The 17904-nt window shown below is 44.1% G+C and carries 18 protein-coding genes, 1 pseudogene and 1 riboswitch; of the genes and pseudogenes, 1 reads left to right on the top strand and 18 read right to left on the bottom strand.

Annotated features, from left to right (window positions below; translation table 11 throughout):
• Window positions 1-130 precede the first annotated feature (130 nt).
• The 14 genes from D8790_RS08135 to D8790_RS08070 all read right to left on the bottom strand — a co-directional run bounded on the left by D8790_RS08135 (window position 131) and on the right by D8790_RS08070 (window position 12874).
• Window positions 131-1468, bottom strand: a complete 1338-nt coding sequence (locus D8790_RS08135; protein WP_125388243.1) for an LCP family protein — start codon at window positions 1466-1468, stop codon at window positions 131-133.
• Window positions 1465-2313: a prephenate dehydratase gene (gene pheA / locus D8790_RS08130; protein WP_125371724.1), complete on the bottom strand. Its 849-nt coding sequence runs from the start codon at window positions 2311-2313 to the stop codon at window positions 1465-1467. The genes D8790_RS08135 and pheA overlap by 4 nt, the downstream gene beginning before the upstream one ends.
• Entirely contained in the window at window positions 2310-2786 is a 477-nt protein-coding gene (locus D8790_RS08125; protein ID WP_125371725.1) for a shikimate kinase, read from the bottom strand. Before D8790_RS08125 ends, pheA begins: the two co-directional genes overlap by 4 nt.
• Window positions 2779-4062, bottom strand: a complete 1284-nt coding sequence (aroA, locus tag D8790_RS08120; RefSeq protein WP_125371726.1) for a 3-phosphoshikimate 1-carboxyvinyltransferase — start codon at window positions 4060-4062, stop codon at window positions 2779-2781. Before aroA ends, D8790_RS08125 begins: the two co-directional genes overlap by 8 nt.
• Window positions 4063-4272: 210 nt before the next feature.
• Window positions 4273-4464 carry a DUF3272 family protein gene (locus tag D8790_RS08115; protein WP_062005208.1) on the bottom strand — a complete coding sequence of 64 codons (192 nt, stop codon included), beginning with the start codon at window positions 4462-4464 and terminating at the stop codon, window positions 4273-4275.
• A gap of 38 nt (window positions 4465-4502) precedes the next feature.
• Complete coding sequence (dnaX, locus tag D8790_RS08110) at window positions 4503-6167, bottom strand: DNA polymerase III subunit gamma/tau (protein ID WP_125388242.1); 1665 nt, start codon at window positions 6165-6167, stop codon at window positions 4503-4505.
• Entirely contained in the window at window positions 6167-6664 is a 498-nt protein-coding gene (gene msrC / locus D8790_RS08105) for a free L-methionine (R)-S-oxide reductase MsrC (RefSeq protein ID WP_125371728.1), read from the bottom strand. The genes dnaX and msrC overlap by 1 nt, the downstream gene beginning before the upstream one ends.
• A gap of 221 nt (window positions 6665-6885) precedes the next feature.
• A complete protein-coding gene (locus tag D8790_RS08100; RefSeq protein ID WP_125371729.1) occupies window positions 6886-7488 on the bottom strand; it encodes a lysozyme family protein in 603 nt (200 codons plus the stop codon).
• Window positions 7488-8462 (bottom strand): nucleoid-associated protein, encoded by a 975-nt coding sequence (locus D8790_RS08095; protein WP_125371730.1) that lies wholly within the window; start codon window positions 8460-8462, stop codon window positions 7488-7490. The genes D8790_RS08100 and D8790_RS08095 overlap by 1 nt, the downstream gene beginning before the upstream one ends.
• A gap of 1 nt (window position 8463) precedes the next feature.
• Entirely contained in the window at window positions 8464-9726 is a 1263-nt protein-coding gene (gene glyA / locus D8790_RS08090; RefSeq protein ID WP_125371731.1) for a serine hydroxymethyltransferase, read from the bottom strand.
• A 47-nt stretch (window positions 9727-9773) separates the two neighbouring features.
• Window positions 9774-10364 (bottom strand): L-threonylcarbamoyladenylate synthase, encoded by a 591-nt coding sequence (locus D8790_RS08085; RefSeq protein WP_125388241.1) that lies wholly within the window; start codon window positions 10362-10364, stop codon window positions 9774-9776.
• The gene (gene prmC / locus D8790_RS08080) at window positions 10357-11187 is read right to left on the bottom strand and encodes a peptide chain release factor N(5)-glutamine methyltransferase (RefSeq protein WP_125388240.1); all 831 of its coding nucleotides are present in this window, start codon (window positions 11185-11187) and stop codon (window positions 10357-10359) included. The genes D8790_RS08085 and prmC overlap by 8 nt, the downstream gene beginning before the upstream one ends.
• Entirely contained in the window at window positions 11187-12266 is a 1080-nt protein-coding gene (prfA, locus tag D8790_RS08075; protein WP_125388239.1) for a peptide chain release factor 1, read from the bottom strand. Before prfA ends, prmC begins: the two co-directional genes overlap by 1 nt.
• 35 nt (window positions 12267-12301) lie before the next feature.
• Window positions 12302-12874: a thymidine kinase gene (locus tag D8790_RS08070; protein ID WP_062005196.1), complete on the bottom strand. Its 573-nt coding sequence runs from the start codon at window positions 12872-12874 to the stop codon at window positions 12302-12304.
• A gap of 161 nt (window positions 12875-13035) precedes the next feature.
• Between D8790_RS08070 and D8790_RS08065 the strand changes: the two are divergent.
• Window positions 13036-13224: pseudogene (locus D8790_RS08065) on the top strand (4-oxalocrotonate tautomerase); the annotation flags it as partial.
• Window positions 13225-13277: 53 nt separating this feature from the next.
• On the opposite strand, the gene D8790_RS08060 reads toward D8790_RS08065, so the two are convergent.
• The 4 genes from D8790_RS08060 to guaC all read right to left on the bottom strand — a co-directional run bounded on the left by D8790_RS08060 (window position 13278) and on the right by guaC (window position 17897).
• On the bottom strand, window positions 13278-14618 hold the full coding sequence (locus tag D8790_RS08060; protein WP_125388238.1) for an MATE family efflux transporter: 1341 nt from the start codon (window positions 14616-14618) through the stop codon (window positions 13278-13280).
• Window positions 14619-14856: 238 nt separating this feature from the next.
• Window positions 14857-16122 carry a nucleobase:cation symporter-2 family protein gene (locus D8790_RS08050; RefSeq protein ID WP_005592204.1) on the bottom strand — a complete coding sequence of 422 codons (1266 nt, stop codon included), beginning with the start codon at window positions 16120-16122 and terminating at the stop codon, window positions 14857-14859.
• A gap of 1 nt (window position 16123) precedes the next feature.
• Window positions 16124-16705, bottom strand: coding sequence for a xanthine phosphoribosyltransferase (locus tag D8790_RS08045; protein WP_125388237.1), 582 nt, complete (start codon window positions 16703-16705; stop codon window positions 16124-16126).
• A 116-nt stretch (window positions 16706-16821) separates the two neighbouring features.
• Window positions 16822-16919, bottom strand: a riboswitch (purine riboswitch).
• The gene (guaC, locus tag D8790_RS08040) at window positions 16914-17897 is read right to left on the bottom strand and encodes a GMP reductase (RefSeq protein ID WP_125388236.1); all 984 of its coding nucleotides are present in this window, start codon (window positions 17895-17897) and stop codon (window positions 16914-16916) included. It overlaps the preceding riboswitch by 6 nt.
• Window positions 17898-17904 lie beyond the last annotated feature (7 nt).

Raw genomic sequence — 17904 nt, 5'->3', positions numbered from 1 at the left:
GGAATCACAGGATTTCTACTGTTTATTTCTTTCTTCCTATTGGAAAATATGTTCACATTTCTGCTCTGCTATTTTCCAAAAAGAAAGGGAAGAGACAAAATCTGTCACTTCCCATTATATCATAAGAGCCTTATCTTAATCCCATTTGTTTCAATCTTTCTTTATAGGCTTCAAAATCAATCAAGAGTCCTTGTCCACCATACATATCATAGGTATCCGTCCAGTCGCCTAGTTCTGGTATAGTGAGGCGCTCTATCCCATTGCGTGAATCAAGCACTAAGGATAAGCCTTGTGACCAAATAAAACTCTGAGGTACATTGGTCGAGGTCAAGGCAAAAACTTTTCCTAATGCTTCAGAGCCTGTAAAAAGCTTCGTAGGGTCTTTTATCTGCTGCATGATAGCGGTCAAGACTTCTTGCTGGCGACGTGTACGTCCAAAGTCACCCTCATCGTCCTTACGGAAGCGGGCATAGTTTAAGAGCGTCCGACCATCCATGTGCTGACGACCAACTTTGATGGTTTGAGTAGGAACCACTCCATCCTTCATGTTCAAATCATCTGGAACTTCCACTTCTGTGACTTTTTCCCCATCAATGGTCGAAAATTTAGCATCCATAAATACACCATTTGGAAAGAGGGTGTCAATTGCAGTCGCAAAGGTGTTAAAGTCCACTAGAGCATAGTATTTAATGTCAATATCGAAGTTATCTTTCAAAGCTTGACGAACTGCCTCAGCTCCACGATGATTGTCTTGTTCACCAAAAGTATAGGCGGAGTTCAATTTTTGATCATAATAATCATCATCCGTTGGCTCCGTGTAGGAATTGCTGACACCGTCAATATGAATCAAGGTATCACGCATAAAGCTGACTAACTTCATTTTATGGTCTTTATTGCCAACGTTCAAGACCATAATTGAATCAGTCCGAGTCTCCGTTGAATTTTCTCCAATTCGGCCATCCGTTCCTAAAACAAGAATGTTGATCCCATCTCGAGCATCATGGCCATCAAAGTACTCAACATCAGCCGCTTTAAGATTTCCTGGTCTCGCTGTATTTAAACCTTTGAAAAACATAAAGAGCATGCCAGAAACAACCAAAAGCACAAAAATCAGGAGCCACATCAGCACCCGCTTAGGACGAATTTTTTTGTAGGTTCTCGGAGTTTTCTGAGTTGATTTTTTCACTTCTTGCTTCAAAGAAGCACGGGAATTCTTTTGACTTCTGCTAAGAGAACCTTTACCCGGGTATTTGGGTAACAAACCGGATGAATCCGTCTTCGGATCTTCTGATAAAGCCTGCACGGTCTGCTTGGTAGACGCCTTTTGCGCAGCATCTGGCCGTCCTTTCGACTTTTGGCGGAGGTAATTATACTCCTCTTTTTCATGTTCGTTAAGATAGTAATAGTTTGTATGGAGATAATCCAGCCTTAACTGCTCGTGTCGACTAAGATTTTCTGTTTCTCTCATCTCTGCTCCAATCTATAATCCTGAATTTGAAAAACGGGATAACTTCCTATAATTTTAAAGGTGATACCAAGTGTAGCAAGCTCTTGGTAAGCGAAATCCACTAATTCTTTCCGTTCATTATCAATATCAATAATAAAGAAATATTCCCCTAGGGCTGTTTTAAGAGGGCGACTTTCAATCTTTGTCAAGTCAATACCGCGCCAGGCAAAGGTTGATAGTGCCTTATACAATGCACCGGGCAGATTATCCGGTAAAGTCAGAGCCAAACTCTGCTTTTCCTCTTGCTTTACAAGCTTAAGAGCAGGGGTGGTTTGTCCCAAAATCCAGAAACGAGTGAAATTTTCCTCCATTTCCTGAATATCCTGAGCCACCACTTGCAAACCATACTCGACTGCCGCAGTCCGCGGTGCGATAGCGGCAAAAGGTTGGTCAGGATGCTCTGCTACAAAGCGAGCCGCATAGGCTGTACTAGCTGTGATTTCTATTGCTGCTTCTGGATAATGCTGGCGAATATAGCCCTTCCCCTGAGCAAGCGCCTGAGGATGGGAAAAGACTTTTTCAATAGGCTTATCTAAGCTGGTCGCCAATAGCTGCTGCTTAATGGGCTGAACAATCTCTGCTACCGCTTGAATATCAGCCTGATGGAAAAGATAATCCAAGGTCTCATGGACACTTCCTTCAATCGAATTTTCCACGGGAACAACTGAATAATCCACCTCTTTCCCTTCATAGGCCTTCATCACTTCTGTGATATTTTGGTAGGGCACCAAGTCTGCTTGGGGAAAGGCTTCTCGGGCAACATGGTGGGAAAAAGATCCCTTGGGTCCTAAAAAAGCTACTTTCATTGAATTTCCTCAATAATTTCTTGTGGCGTTTTTCCTACCACGTCAATTGTTTGTGTCGCGACCGCCTCATAGAGAGCCTGCCGTTGTTCAAAAATCTCTTGCAAATCTGCTTTGCTCTTGGTCAGATACAAGGGGCGCTGATTTTCCTGATCTTGCTCAATCCGGCGAAAAAGGGTCTCAAAGTCAGCTTTCAGATAAATATTTTGGGGATTTTTAGCTAATAAGTCACGGTTTTGGGGGCTCAAGACGACACCGCCGCCTGTAGAAAGCACGATATCCTGCTGGATACACTCAGCCAGGACTTCAGCTTCAATTTTTCGAAAGGCTGGCTCACCATATTGGGCAAAATACTCTTGGATGGACATGCCGATTTTTTGAACAATCAGCTCGTCCATATCCAGAAAATCTGCTGACAAGGATCTCGCAATCGTTGATTTTCCCGCTCCCATGAAGCCAAGTAAAATCTTAGCCATTCACCAAGCCCTCCAAGTCTGAAAAGAAGCTTGGATAGCTGGTATTGATAGCCTCTGCCCGCTCCAGCTCCACCTCTCCATCCGAAACTAATAGAGCCGCAATGGCTGCCATCATTCCAATACGATGATCGCCGAATGTATTGATGGTTGCACCATGAAGAGGCGTTTTTCCATCGATAATCATGCCATCTGCTGTGGGAGTAATGGTTGCTCCCATGCTATTTAAAGCATCTGCAACAACCTGAATCCGATCGGTTTCTTTGACTTTTAACTCCTCTGCATCTCGGATTACCGTTCTGCCCTCAGCTTGGGTCGCTAAAAGGGCAATTATCGGAAGCTCGTCTATCAAGCGCGGAATAATTTCTCCGCCAATCTCCGTTCCCTTCAGCTCAGAAGTCTCAACTGTAATCGTAGCGGATTTGGCCACCTCATCTATATTAGAAAGGGTCATCTTACCGCCCATTGCCTTGATAACATCAAGAATCCCTGTCCGAGTTTCATTGATTCCTACATTTTCAAGGACGATTTTGGACTGGGGCAGAATCAAACCTGCAACCAGCCAGAAGGCTGCGCTGGAAATATCACCAGGCACTCTCACTTCTTGTCCTGTAAAGGTCTGACCACCCTGCACACGGATTTCCTTACCCTTGACCTCAATTTGACCGCCAAATTGGACAATCATATCTTCTGTATGGTTACGGGTAATTTCCTTTTCAATAATGATTGACTCGCCTTGAGCCTGTAAAGCCGCAAAAATCAAGGCTGATTTGACCTGAGCGGAAGCCACTGGCAGCTGATAATGGATAGGCTTTAAATCTTTTCTTCCATGGATGTGAAGTGGCGGTAAATCTCGTTCTGTCTGACCCCAAATATCCACACCCATCTGACTAAGAGGCAGGGTCACCCGATCCATCGGACGCTTGGACAAACTATCATCCCCAAACATCTCTGCTGCAAAATCCTGACCTGCCAAAACACCCGAAATCAAGCGGATAGAGGTTCCTGAATTTCCCATGTCTAATTTATTGTGCGGCGCCTTGAGACCATCAAACCCAACACCGTGGATCTTGACAGTCTTTCCATCATCCTCTATCTTGATGCCTAAATCGCGAAAGACCTGCATCGTAGAAAGGACATCCTCACCTCTCAAAATATCGTGAACCACTGTAAGGCCCTTGGCCAAGCTCCCGAACATAATCGAACGGTGACTAATAGATTTGTCGCCTGGCACACGGATGCGACCATTCAGACCTTTTGCCTTTGTTCTTAACTTCATAGATGCCCCTTTCAATTGCTACTAACTTCTATTTTATCATAAAAATAGCAATTTTCTAAAAAATTCTTGTATTCATTCCGACTTCTTCCTTCTTTCTACTTTTCTACATGATAAAAGAGGCTGCGACACTCGTCTATCAGCCTCCCTTTATTCCTTGTCAAAACCACGAGAGTGCCAGATTCTTGCTCTAGCCATTCTCTGATTTAGCCATTATTTGTGTCCTAAATGCTTATCAATCTCATCCATAATTCGCCCCATCACATAGCTAATCTGCAGATTGCGACCAATCAAGATAGCCCAGAAAATAGCCATCAGATAGTCTTCAGACATGATTGATTTATTAAAAAAGTACGTTTCTAAGGCTGTAAAAGCCGCCATTACTATAAATTGTCGTCTATTCATTCTTCCATTATAGCATGAAAAATCATAAAAATCTAAATTCAATCATCTTGCACGGTGATTTTTTCCGCTAGAAAATCAAAGCCTTCTGGTATCAATCTTTCTTCCTGCTTTTCAGCTGCTTCTGCTTTATTGCTGCGACTTCTAGCTGAAAATTCTGCCCGAATCTGAGTCCAGTCCTCGAGAGAAATAGCCAGAATATCTGGTGAAAAGCCAGCAGCATTGCTCAGCAGATTTCCAAACATGGTATTGAGATTTTCTCTTTTCATGGTCTGCTCAGCGTTGAAATGAGACTCAAAAGCCAAAATAGCATGGTTTTCATTGGCTGCAACTGGCTGCGAACCAATGAGCAAAGCCTTGTCCGCTCCTGCCAAACTCTCGATAATTTCACCCCAAGCATTTTGCAGCTTGGTCAAATTGCTGCGAGCCAATTCAGGATTTTCCACCGCCTCTTCCAAAATAGCATTGACCTTATTGCGGTCTACTCGATAGGTCTTAGCCTTCTGAGGTCGTGCCTCTGATTTCTTATCTACTGGAGCTGGCTGACTGCCTACATTGGCCAATTGTTGCTTAAGCTCTTGGATCTCCTGCTTGAGATTAGATAGTTCTTCTGCCAAGTTGTCAGGAATCTGATTCAAGCTGGCTTTTTCCTCAGCCAGTCGAATGGTCATCATTTCTGTATAAATCTTAGGCTGTAGGCTATTCTTGATGTCTGCTAGACTCTTGGTCGCCATCTCAATCATGGCAAAGAGAGTCTCTTGCGGTGTCTTGAGATTTTCCAGAAAGAGCTCGCTGGCATGATGATTTTCCCCGCCAGTTTTGACAATGAGCAAATCACGAAGATATTGCAGGAGGTCCGTCACGAAGCGGGCCATATTTTTGCCACTGTCAAAAATCAGATTGAGATTATCCAAGGCTGCAACTGCATCATGAGCAATCAAGGCAGCTACATAGGCATCCAAAGCTCCCAAGCTGATAGAGCCTGTAATTTCTTCGGCAATGTCAGTAGTCAAACAATTTTCCTGAGTTAAGCTAAGAGCCTGATCGAGGATAGATAGGGCATCCCGCATCCCGCCCTCAGCTCGACGGGCAATAATCTGCACACCTTCCTGCTCAAAGTCAATCCCTTCCTGTTCCAAAATCCACTCGATATGACCAATAATATCCTGAGTCTTGATAGACTTAAACTCAAAACGCTGGACGCGTGAAAGAATGGTCGCTGGAATCTTATGCAGCTCTGTCGTCGCTAGGATAAAGACCACATTTTCGGTTGGCTCTTCCAAGGTCTTGAGCAAGGCGTTAAAGGCCCCAGTCGAGAGCATGTGGACCTCGTCAATGATATAGACCTTGTGCTTGGCAAGACTGGGTGCATAGGTTGACTTGTCCCGAATGTCACGAATCTCATCTACCCCATTATTTGAAGCAGCGTCGATTTCGATGACGTCTTCAAGGCTTCCCTCAGTGATAGCCTGACAGATATAGCAGTCATTGCAGGGCTCACCGTCCTTTTGATTCGGACAGTTCATAGCCTTGGCAAAAATCTTGGCAACACTAGTCTTCCCTGTTCCACGCGGACCAGAAAAGAGATAGGCATGGCTGATTTTGCCTTGCTCCACAGCCTGACGCAGGGTGGTGGCTACTACCTGCTGCCCCACTAGCTGACCAAAGGTCTGACTGCGGTACTTTCGATATAAAGCTTGATACATTAGGCTTTTTCTCCAAACATTTCAAAATTCCAAGTCGTTTTTTCAAGCAAAATCTGAACAAACTTTTCTAGATATTCCTGATCTACCTTATCATAATCACCCGTCAAGGCTGAGTCCAAATCTAGCACTCCCAAAAGGTGGCCATCTTTTACCATGGGCACCACAATCTCGCTCTTAGCACGGCTATCACAAGAGATATAGTTGGCATGCTGGGTCACATCATCTACGATAATCGTCTGCTCTTTCTCAGCAGATTCCCCACAGACTCCCTTACCTAAGGCAATATGGACACAGGAAACACCGCCTTGAAAAGGCCCCAGAATCAGCTCGTTCCCATCAAAAAGATAGAAACCAGTAAAAACCGAATTGGGCAGGGCTTGATTGAGCAGGGCGCTAGCATTAGAAAGATTGGCCAAAGCGTTGGTCTCACCCTCCAACAAGGCTTCCAGCTGAGCCAGTAATAGTTGATAATTTGAAATTTTTTCCCTTTTATTCATACTTTCTATTATATCAAAAAGCACGTCCTACAGAAGAAAAAATCAAAACTTTTTAGCTTCTTTTCTAGTCCGAGCTTCAATTTGAAAAACATTTTCTTATTCTGACCGCTACAAAAGAGAGACCTAATCCTTATTTTTCTTTATTCAAAAATAAGAAACTGAGATTATCCATCCCAGCCTCTTATTCCTATAGAAAGGCGATCTATGCTCAACTCATCTGTTTACAGCCACCCCATAAAGCGGATAAGGTACATATTTAGTCGTACCTGACGCGAATAGTAGTAATTTCCACCATTAATATAAAGCTTGGGGCCGTAAAAAATAGAAAGTATATTATAGTATGAATAGGTTTTTCCAGTCACATTGCCAAGACTCGGTGCAACCACTTCTTTTGAGTATTTTTTTGCAAGCTCGAGCGTATTCTCGCCGCCATTTTGCGCAACATAGTCGATATAAGCCTGGCCGAAATTGTAGGCCTGAACTGCCGTCCAGACATCCACCTTTTTCTCGCTGGCCAGCTCTAGATTGTCCGATAAAGTCTGAATACCTTGCCGAACACTTTCTTTATTGTCTGTAATCGAATTGATTTCGCCTGTTGCACTCTCACTAGACTGCATGAGGTCGTTGTTTCTTCCCTTGGTTTCTGTGTAGATCATGGCTAGGACTAGCTCTTCATTAGCCGCTGTGTCCTGCTCGTCCAGCACTTCTCTAACCAAGCTTTGATAGGTCATAACCTGCTTAACATCACGATGGACTTGATAGCCTTTTATCGCGATGGCAGCCAGAATGATGAGCAAAATCAATCTTCTGATAAATTTAAACATTATTTACTTTGTATATCCTCGATATTTTTGATGAGAATAGAATAGGTCCCGTTGTCGTTCTGGATAAATTCCACGGATTCAGCATCCTGATAAACATTATTGGGAACGATTAGCTCTATTCCATTAGAGAGGGATAATTTTTGATTTTCGAACTTCTTTTTCTGGCGACTGCTGTCAATCTCATCAAACTTGATTGGCTCTGGCACAGTTTCCTTAACTTGGTCAATAAAGGTAAGTCGAGCTGTCAGATTGCTGTCAAACAGCTCGTCTGCCAACTTTTCAGGAGACAATTCATCATTTTCTTCCAGATTTTTGAAAATGCTGGATTTGACCTTAGACTGGAACTGAAAGTCGTCTGTGTTAAAGCTTTCAGCAATCTTTTGAGCTGTTTTTTCCAGAGCTTTGATAGATTTTTTTGGTGAAATCTTGGGACTGACCTGCAAGAGATTATCCGAAAAATAGTTGAGAAAGGCACCATTGTACTTGATGCGCTTTTCAATCAGATGGTACTTGCGAGACTGGAGATTGATGACCAGAGCCTCGTCCGCACCTGTACCAAAGCCAGGCAGATTGTTCTGCGTCAGCTTGATTGGATTGTCCGTCTCACCACCCAAGTGGGTCAGGGTTTCCCGCAGCGCAATCCGCAGAAAAGCAAAATGCTCCACGCCTTCCTTGTCAAACTGAACGAAAATCAGATCGTTGGTTTTCTGGTTTTCACTGACCGAAAACTCTTCCTGCCAAAGTTTGGCCACTGTCACGGATGTTTCCAGTAAGTCGTCTGAAAGCTGGGCTAAAAAGACATTATCAGGTTCGAAAATGCCTGTTTTAGCCTCGTCTGAATAGACCTGTTCGATTTTCTTACGCAAGTATTCCTCAATCTTTGGAGTAATGTTGAGAAACTTATCCGACAGCAGCAGTTCGGTATCAGCTGGACTGAATTGATGAATGATGGCCTTTTTTACGTAAATGTCCATCTTAGTTCAAACCTTCATAGAGCGGAAAAGCATCCGTCAGTTCACGAACTTCCGCCCGCACTTGGTTCAGCACCGCTTCGTTTTCAGCGTTTTCCAGAGCCTTGATAATAAGCTCAGCCACCTTGATACTTTCTGCGACACCAAAACCCCGAGCTGCAATAGCTGCTGTACCGATACGAATACCGCTAGTCTTAAATGGTGACAAAGTCTCATAAGGGATGGAGTTTTTATTAAGCGTGATATTGACCTCATCCAAGAGATTTTGTGCTACTTTCCCATTTTCTACAACCTTAGTGACATCAACCAAGAACAGGTGATTTTCAGTACCGTCAGAAATCACGCGGAACTTATCATGCTGACGGAAGACTTGCGCCATAGCTTGGGCATTGTCCAAAATCTGCTGGGCATAAACCTTGAAAGCTGGATCAAGCACTTCTTTAAAAGCCACAGCCTTAGCTGCAATGACATGCTCCAATGGTCCGCCTTGAATGCCTGGGAAAATAGCTGAATTAATTTTCTTAGCTAAGTCTTCATCATTTGTCAAGATCAAACCACCGCGAGGGCCGCGCAAGGTCTTGTGGGTCGTCGTAGTTGTGATGTCCGCATAAGGCACTGGGCTCGGATGGAGGCCAGCAGCGACCAAGCCAGCGATGTGAGCCATATCTACCATAAGCTTGGCACCCACTGCATCAGCGATTTCACGAAATTTTGAAAAGTCAATGATATGAGAGTAGGCTGAAGCACCCGCCACAATCAGCTTAGGCTGAACCTCTTTGGCTTGCTTGAGGATGGCATCAAAGTCCAGTAATTCTGTTTCTGGATCAACACTATAGGATACAAAATTGTAGGTTTGGCCAGAGAAGCTGACTGAAGCCCCGTGAGTCAAGTGACCGCCAGCAGACAAATCCATGCCCATAACAGTGTCGCCCGGCTCAATCAAAGCCATATAAGCTGCGCAATTGGCCTGACTTCCTGAGTGAGGTTGCACATTGGCAAACTTGGCACCAAAAATTTCCTTAGCGCGCTCAATTGCCAAGCTCTCCACTACATCCACTACGTCTGTTCCACCATAATAGCGGCGACCTGGGTAGCCCTCAGCGTATTTATTGGTCAAAATAGAACCTTGAGCCGCCATAACAGCTTTAGAAACGACGTTTTCTGAAGCAATCAGCTCGATATTATGTTGCTGACGCTCTTCCTCATTGGCAATGGCATCCCAGAGTTCTTTGTCAAATGCTTTGTAGTCTTCTTGGTCAAAAATCATAAGGTGTCTCCTTTTTTTGAGAAAATAGGGCGCTAGGCTCCTAATAGTTAAAATGTTATATCATTTACTTGGGCGAGAATATCCTCGCGAGTGATTGCCCCTTGGCGTAAAATAAGAGCCTTTTCTCCAGACAAGTCTAGAATGGTTGAATCCTGACCAGTCAAGGAAGCATCATCTTCTACTCCCGAGACTTGCTCTTGAAAATCCATCATAATCTGCTGGAAATCAGTTCCACTGGCTTTTCCAGAAAGATTGGCGGATGGACCAATCAAGGGTCCGTACTTGCGAATCAAGTCCAGCGTAACTGGATGCTTAGGAATCCGAAAGCCCACAGTTTCCATACCAGAGTTAATCCAAGATGGCACACGGTCATTAGCCTGGAGGATAATAGTCAGTGGCCCAGGTAGGAAGGCTTGATAGAGTTGCTTCAGATAACTGGGCTGGTTCTTAGAAAAACGGTAAACTTCTTCCAAGCTAGCCACATTGAGATTGAGAGCCTTGTCACGCGGTCTTCTTTTTAATTCATAAACTCGCTCAACCGCCTCTTCGTTCAAGGCTTGGGCAAAGAGGCCATACACCGTTTCCGTCGGCAGGACAACCGCTCCACCTGCTGCCAGAGTCTTTTCAATCTTATCCATTGTCCACTGCCACCATTCTATCTTTGCCAAATTGATCCTTCAAGACTCGGATTCGTTTTTGCGGGAAAGATTTTTTGAATAACTCCGCAACGCCGTCTCCTTGCTTGTAGCCAATTTCCAGATAAATTTTTCCTTTTTCTGTCAGATAGTCTCCTGCCTGCTCTGCTATTTTCCGATAGACGGCATAGCCATCCTCCTCAGCAAAAAGGGCCATGTGAGGTTCTGAGGTCAGAACGTTAAGTCCAACTTCATTCTTATCCGCTTCTGAAATATAGGGCGGATTGGAAACGATGATGTCAAAGCTCCCACTGATTGCTTCAAAGCAATCGGATTGGACAAAAGTAGGATTGAAGCCGCAGGACTGAGCGTTTTCCGCCGCCAAGGCAAGAGCATCTTCTGAGAGATCAGAAGCAGTAATCTGCCAGTCTGGGCGACTGCTTGCCAGTGCCAGAGCGATGGCCCCACTACCCGTTCCGATATCCAAGACAGACAGAGAGCTTTCAAGATTTTCTGACAAAATCAACTCCACTAGCTCCTCAGTCTCAGGCCTTGGAATCAACACCCGCTCATCCACCTTAAGAGTCAAGCCGTGAAAATCACTGCTACCGATAATATACTGGGCCGGCTTATGAGCAAGCAGTTGCTCTTGAATTGCTTTTAGCTGCTCACGTTCTTCCTGGCTAACTGCTCTCTGAAGCTTGAGAACAAAGTCGGTAAAAGAGAGGTCATTGAGTGCCCGATAAACGAAAGACAGGCTTTCCGCTTCTTCTCCCGCTGCTACTAGCTCCTGCTCTAACTCAGCCAAATATTGAGCTAAGGTCATTATTTATTCAGCTCTTCTAGTTTTTGCGTTTGGTCATAGAGTACCAAGGCATCTACAACTTCGTCCAATTTACCAGACAAGATGGTATCTAATTTTTGGAGAGTCAAGCCAATACGGTGGTCTGTGACACGGTTTTGTGGGAAGTTATAAGTACGAATCCGTTCTGAACGGTCACCAGTACCAATCGTTGACTTACGTTCAGCGTCTTGTTCATCCTGAGCAATCTGAGCAAAATGGTCAGCAACACGCGCACGGATGATCTTCATGGCCTTCTCACGGTTTTTCTGCTGGGTCCGTTCTTCCTGCATTTCAACCTTGATATTGGTTGGCAAGTGAACGATACGAACAGCAGTAGCAACCTTGTTGACGTTCTGTCCACCAGCACCAGATGCGTGGTAGATATCAACACGAAGGTCTTTTGGATCAATATCGTATTCTACTTCTTCGATTTCTGGCATGACCAGAACTGTGGCTGTTGAAGTATGAACACGACCTTGGCTTTCTGTCACAGGGACCCGTTGTACACGGTGGGCACCTGATTCATACTTGAGTTTAGAGTAAACAGACTGACCAGAAACCATAGCCACTACTTCTTTGAAACCACCGACGCCATTCATAGAAGCTTCCATGACTTCAAAGCGCCAGCCTTGGGCTTCCGCATACTTCTGATACATCGTCAGCAAATCTCCAGCGAAAAGGGCTGCTTCATCACCACCAGCTGCTCCACGAATTTCAAGGATGATATTCTTATCGTCGTTTGGATCCTTTGGAAGGAGCAAGATTTTCAGTTTCTCTTCGTATGCTTCTTTTTCAACCTTGGCATCCTTGAGTTCTTGCTTGGCCATTTCTTCCAAGTCCGCATCTCCGCCAGACTCTTTAATCATCTCTTCAGCATCGATAATGTTTTGAAGAACTTGCTTGTATTCGCGGTAGGCTGTTACCGTATCACGAGTGGAAGCTTCTTCTTTTGAAAGCTCCATGAAACGCTTGGTGTCTGAGACCACATCTGGGTCACTGAGTAATTCTCCAAGCTCTTCATAGCGGTCTTCCACTGCCTGTAACTGGTCATAAATATTCATCTTTGTAATCTATCTCCTTGATTTTCTAATTCATTCTACTTAATGGGTGGATTGAAATAATGCTTGCGGCAAACAGAAATATAGGTCTCATGTCCGCCGATTTTGATCTGTTCGCCATCATAGACAGGTTTCCCATTATCCGTCCGCAAAACCATGGTTGCTTTTTTTGAACAATATTGGCAAATGGTTTTGATTTCGTCAATCTTATCAGCCAGGAGCAAGAGATGCTTGGAGCCTTCAAAGAGTTCATTGCGAAAGTCATTTTTCAGACCAAAAGCCATGACTGGAACATCCAGCTCATCCACTACTCTAGCCAAATCATAAACATGATGGCGTTTCAAAAACTGAGCCTCATCAATCAAAACGCAGTAAGGCTTTTCAGGCAGACTTTGAATATAGCCAAAAATATCTGTCTGGTCCTCGATTGCCATCGCAGCTCGCTTCATGCCGATACGGCTGGAAACAACGCCAAGGCCATCACGTGTATCGACAGCCGAGGTCATGATTACTACACTTTTCCCCTGCTCTTCGTAGTTGTGGGCCACTTTTAAAATTTCAATGGTCTTGCCCGAATTCATTGTGCCATATTTATAATATAACTGAGCCATTTTATATCTACATTCTCTCTAAGTATTGTCTTTCTAGGACTTTCAGCACTGTCCATAAACTTTGCTGGAAAGACCGACCGTACTTCCTATTATTTTACCACAATTCACTATTCTTTAAAACCTAATTTGTGATAAAATAAGATTAGCAAAAGAAAAGGAGAAATCATATGCCATTTGTCAGAATTGATTTATTTGAAGGCCGCAGCTTAGAACAAAAGAAAGCTTTGGCTAAGGAAGTCACCGAAGCCGTTGTCAGAAATACTGGCGCACCTCAGTCTGCTGTCCATGTCATCATCAACGACATGCCAGAAGGAACTTACTTCCCTCAAGGTGAAATGCGAACAAAATAAAATCAAAAAGACTGAGATAATAACTCAGTCTTTTAATTTTATGATGAAAACGCTCAGCGTCGCTTCTTTTGGATATAATTCAATCGCAGTTGGTAGAGGATTGCACTCACGACCAAACTCGCAATCAGTCCAATCCAGTACCCATAAGGTCCCAAGTCCGTAGCCTGATCTAAAAACAAGCCCAGAGGCAAGGAAACGCCCCAGTAAGCCAGCAGACCCAAGTAAAATGGAGCTTTCGTATCCTTGTATCCTCGCAAAATTCCCTGCAAAGGAGCGGCAATCGTATCAGCCAATTGGAAAAAGAGGCTAAAGGTCAGAAAGATTGAGGTCAGACGTATGAAATCTGGATCTGAGCCATAAAGGCTGGCAACCTTATCTCGGAAAATATAGAGAAAAATCAAGGTAAAGACCGCGAAACCAGATGCTACAATTCTACCCAAAGTGCAATACTTTTTCACATCGTCAAGTCTTTCAGCTCCCAACTCATAAGAGACGATAATGGCCATAGCTGTAGAGATACTCATAGGGAAAGCATACATGAGAGTAGAAAAGTTCATAGCGGACTGATGGCTAGCGATAATCAAAGATGAAAATTTTGACATCACCAGTCCGACGATTGAAAAGATGACAACTTCGGCAAAGACTGTCCCTCCTATTGGCAAGCCTAAGCGAAAACCTTCAGCCAAACCAGCTTTGCTCAAGGGACGAATTTTCCAGAGTTGGTACTGACGGACTTTAGGATGTTTGATGGCAAGTAATAGTGATATGACTAATAAAACCCAATAAGCCAACGAAGTGCCCAGTCCCGCACCAGCTCCGCCCATTTCTGGAAAGCCAAAAGCTCCATAAATCAACACATAATTAAAGCTAGCATTCAAAGGTAGGAGCAAGAGCATCAAATACATAGAAAGCCGAGTCAGCCCCAAAGCATCCAAGAGAGAGCGAATAACGCTAAAGAGCAAGAAGGGAATGATACCGATGGACAAGTACCAAAGATAATGCTGGGCCACATCTTTTACCAGGGGGTCTAAGCCCAAACGCTGCAAAACCAAAGGGGCACCCACAAATACCAACGCAAATAACAACAGCGATAGAGCCAAAGAAAGATAGAGGAACTGATAAAAATCTGAAGCAATTTTTTCATCTTTCCCCTTTCCCAAATGATGACCGATGATCGGAACCAAGGCAGACACAATCCCCGTCAGAAAGGAAAAAAATGAACCCCACAGACTGGTCGCCATAGAGACACCTGCCAGATGCAAGGTATCGTATTGGCCCGTCATGGTCGTGTCAACAAAGGAAGCCGAGAAATTTGCCAGCTGATAAATCAAGATGGGAAGAAAAATTGAGACAAACAAGCTTAGGCGTTGTTTCAAATGATAAGTCTGATACATGTTGAAGTCCTTTTTTTAATCTTCTTTAACTATACTACAAGCCAACTGAATAGTCAAAAGAGGCTGGGACAAAAGTCCTAGCCTCTCAATTGTCTTTGGATTGTCGCGCAAGACGCAGTGGTTGAGTGGGCTCTACTACGCTGATTTCATCAGCTTTTACAGCCCTACTCAACTGTGCGGAGGTGGGACGACGAAATCGAATTTTAACGAATTACCGATTTCTGTCCCACTCTCTTTCTTATTTATTTTTGCGATTTAAAATAGCGTTTAGGACAATGGCAATCAGACTAGCCATGACAATTCCATTTGAGAAGAACATCTGAAGGCTGGTCGGTAAGCTGTTGAAAAGACTGCTACCATTGAGTCCGACACCTGCTGAAATAGAAATCGCTGCAATGAGGAAATTATGCTCACTGTGCTCAAAGTCAACACGCGCTAAGATTTGCATCCCCTGAACGGACACAAAACCAAACATAACTAGCATGGCACCACCAAGAACTGGACTTGGGATAATTTGTGCCAAGGCTCCGAATTTTGGCAAAAGGCCGAGGAGAATCAGGAAACCAGCCGCATAGTAAATCGGCAACCGCGTTTTGATACCGGATAATTTGACCAAGCCAACATTCTGAGAAAATCCTGTGTAAGGGAAAGTATTGAAGACACCACCCAGCAGGACCGCAAGTCCTTCTGCTCGATAGCCATTTCGCAGACGGGTGCTATCAATTTTATCTTTCGTAATGTCAGAAAGCGCTAAGTACACACCCGTTGACTCCACTAGAGAAACCGTTGCGATGATACACATCATCACGATAGAAGAAAATTCAAACTTTGGTGCTCCGAAATAGAAAGGGGTTGGCACATGGACCAGCGGAGCCTGTGCAACGGGCGTTAAATCTACCAAGCCCATAGCACCTGCAATGCCCGTACCGACAATCAAACCAATCAAAATAGAGATGGATTTGATAAAACCTTTGGTAAAAATGTTAATCAAAAGAATAATCAGTACCGTCACAGCTGCTAGAATCAGACTTTGGGCGGTCGGCTTATCTACATTATTTCCCATATTGCCAATGGCAACTGGAATCAAGGTCAACCCAATGGTCGTAATGACCGAACCAGTCACAACTGATGGAAACAGATTAGCGATTTTTGAGAAAATCCCAGCGATCAGAACAACATAAATCCCTGATGCAATCAAGGCACCAAACATAGCGCCACTACCATGGCTCTGCCCAATGATAATCAGAGGGGCAACGGACTGGAAGGCCACGCCCAGCACGACTGGCAGACCGATACCAAAATATTTATTTAATTGAAGCTGCAAAAGAGTTGCAACACCACACATAAAAATATCGGTAGAAATCAGATAGGTCAATTGCTCAGCCGAATAGCCCAAGGCCCCAGCAATCATAATTGGAACCAGAATGGAGCCTGAATACATAGCCAACAAATGCTGCAAACCTAAAATGGCTGCCTGTGAATGTTTTTCTTCATTATAGTTCATCTTATAGATCTGCCTCTCTAAATACAACTTTTCCATTTTCAAATCGGTCAATTCGGGCCAAGGAAAGAACTGTTTGTCCTTGAGCCTCTAGCAAGCTTCGACCATCTTGGAAGGATTTCTCAATCACGATTCCAACGGCTGTCACCTCAGCGCCAGCTTCTTCAATGATTTTAATCAAGCCCTTAGCTGCCTGACCATTTGCCAAGAAATCATCAACGACCAGAACCTTGTCACTTGACTCCAAAAACTTACTAGCGATGGAGACAGTCGAAGTGACCTGCTTGGTAAAGGAATATACTTCTGCCGTTAAAATTCCTTCAGTCATGGTGATGTTCTTAGACTTTTTAGCAAAAATCATTGGAACACCCAAGGCTTCCGCCGTATAGACAGCCGGTACAATCCCTGAAGCCTCAATCGTCACAACTTTTGTAATGCCTGCATTCCTGAAATGCTCAGCAAATACTTGCCCGATTTCTTTCATAAGCGAAAAATCGACCTGATGGGTCAGGAAAGAGTCAACTTTGAGAATATTTTCTCCCAAAACGTTGCCGTCTTGCAGAATTCTCTCTTCTAATTTTTTCATGTATCTCCTCTTAACATATCTTGTCTTAACATATCTTGGTTCAATGATGAAAGGACCTACCACGATAAGCAAGTCCTTTCTTTTAATGACAAATAGCCTGACACTAAAAGTACCAGAAAGTCATTAGACTCACTTATTGTTAGATGTTTGGCATCTTGTAGAGACCTTGCCCCAATCATTAGCAAGATAAATAAGTTATTCTATTTCATTAATGAGCATCGCCATTCCAGATGGAGTTTTTGACGATGACATAGTCCACGCGAGTCAGGCTATGCAAATCACGCCCCCCCGCATAGGAAATCGAGCTCTGCAAATCCTGCTCCATTTCAGTTAATGTATCTTGCAAGTGGCCCTTAGCCGGTAGCAAAATCTTCTTACCTTCGACATTTTTATAAGCACCTTTTTGATACTCGGATGCAGAACCATAGTATTCTTTAAACTTATCGCCGTCTACCTCGATGGTTTCACCTGGGCTTTCAATGTGGCCTGCAAAGAGCGAACCAATCATGACCATGCTGGCTCCAAAGCGGATTGATTTGGCAATATCACCGTGCGTCCGAATCCCTCCGTCCGCGATAATAGGCTTGCGGGCAACCTTTGAACACCAACGAAGAGCAGACAATTGCCAGCCGCCTGTACCAAAACCTGTCTTGACTTTGGTAATGCAGACCTTGCCTGGGCCGATGCCAACTTTAGTCGCATCTGCGCCAGCATTTTCCAGTTCCCGCACAGCTTCTGGAGTTCCGACATTTCCAGCAATGACAAAGGTCTCTGGTAGTTCTTTCTTGATGTGTCGAATCATTTGAATCACGCTGTCTGAGTGCCCGTGTGCAATATCAATGGTAATGTATTCAGGTGCATCATCTTTGAGGCTGCTAACGAAGTCATACTCATAGTCTTTCACACCGACGGAGATCGATGCAATCAGGCCTTGCTCATGCATCCGTTTGACGAATGGTTTGCGCCCTTCCTCATCGAAACGGTGCATAATGTAGAAATAGCCTCCTCGAGCAAGCTCCTCAGCGACAGATTCGTCAATAATCGTCTGCATATTGGACGGAACGACTGGCATCCGAAACGTATGTTTACCAAATTTCACACTGGTGTCAGCCTCTGAGCGACTTTTCACAATACATTTCGCTGGAATTAGTTGAATATCTTCATAGTCAAAAACCTGAAAATCATTGAGCATGGAAAAC

Origin of the sequence: Streptococcus cristatus (genome assembly GCF_003943535.1) — a bacterium.
GTDB classification, from domain to species: domain Bacteria; phylum Bacillota; class Bacilli; order Lactobacillales; family Streptococcaceae; genus Streptococcus; species Streptococcus cristatus_L.
This window is presented reverse-complemented; position numbering and strand designations above follow the sequence as displayed.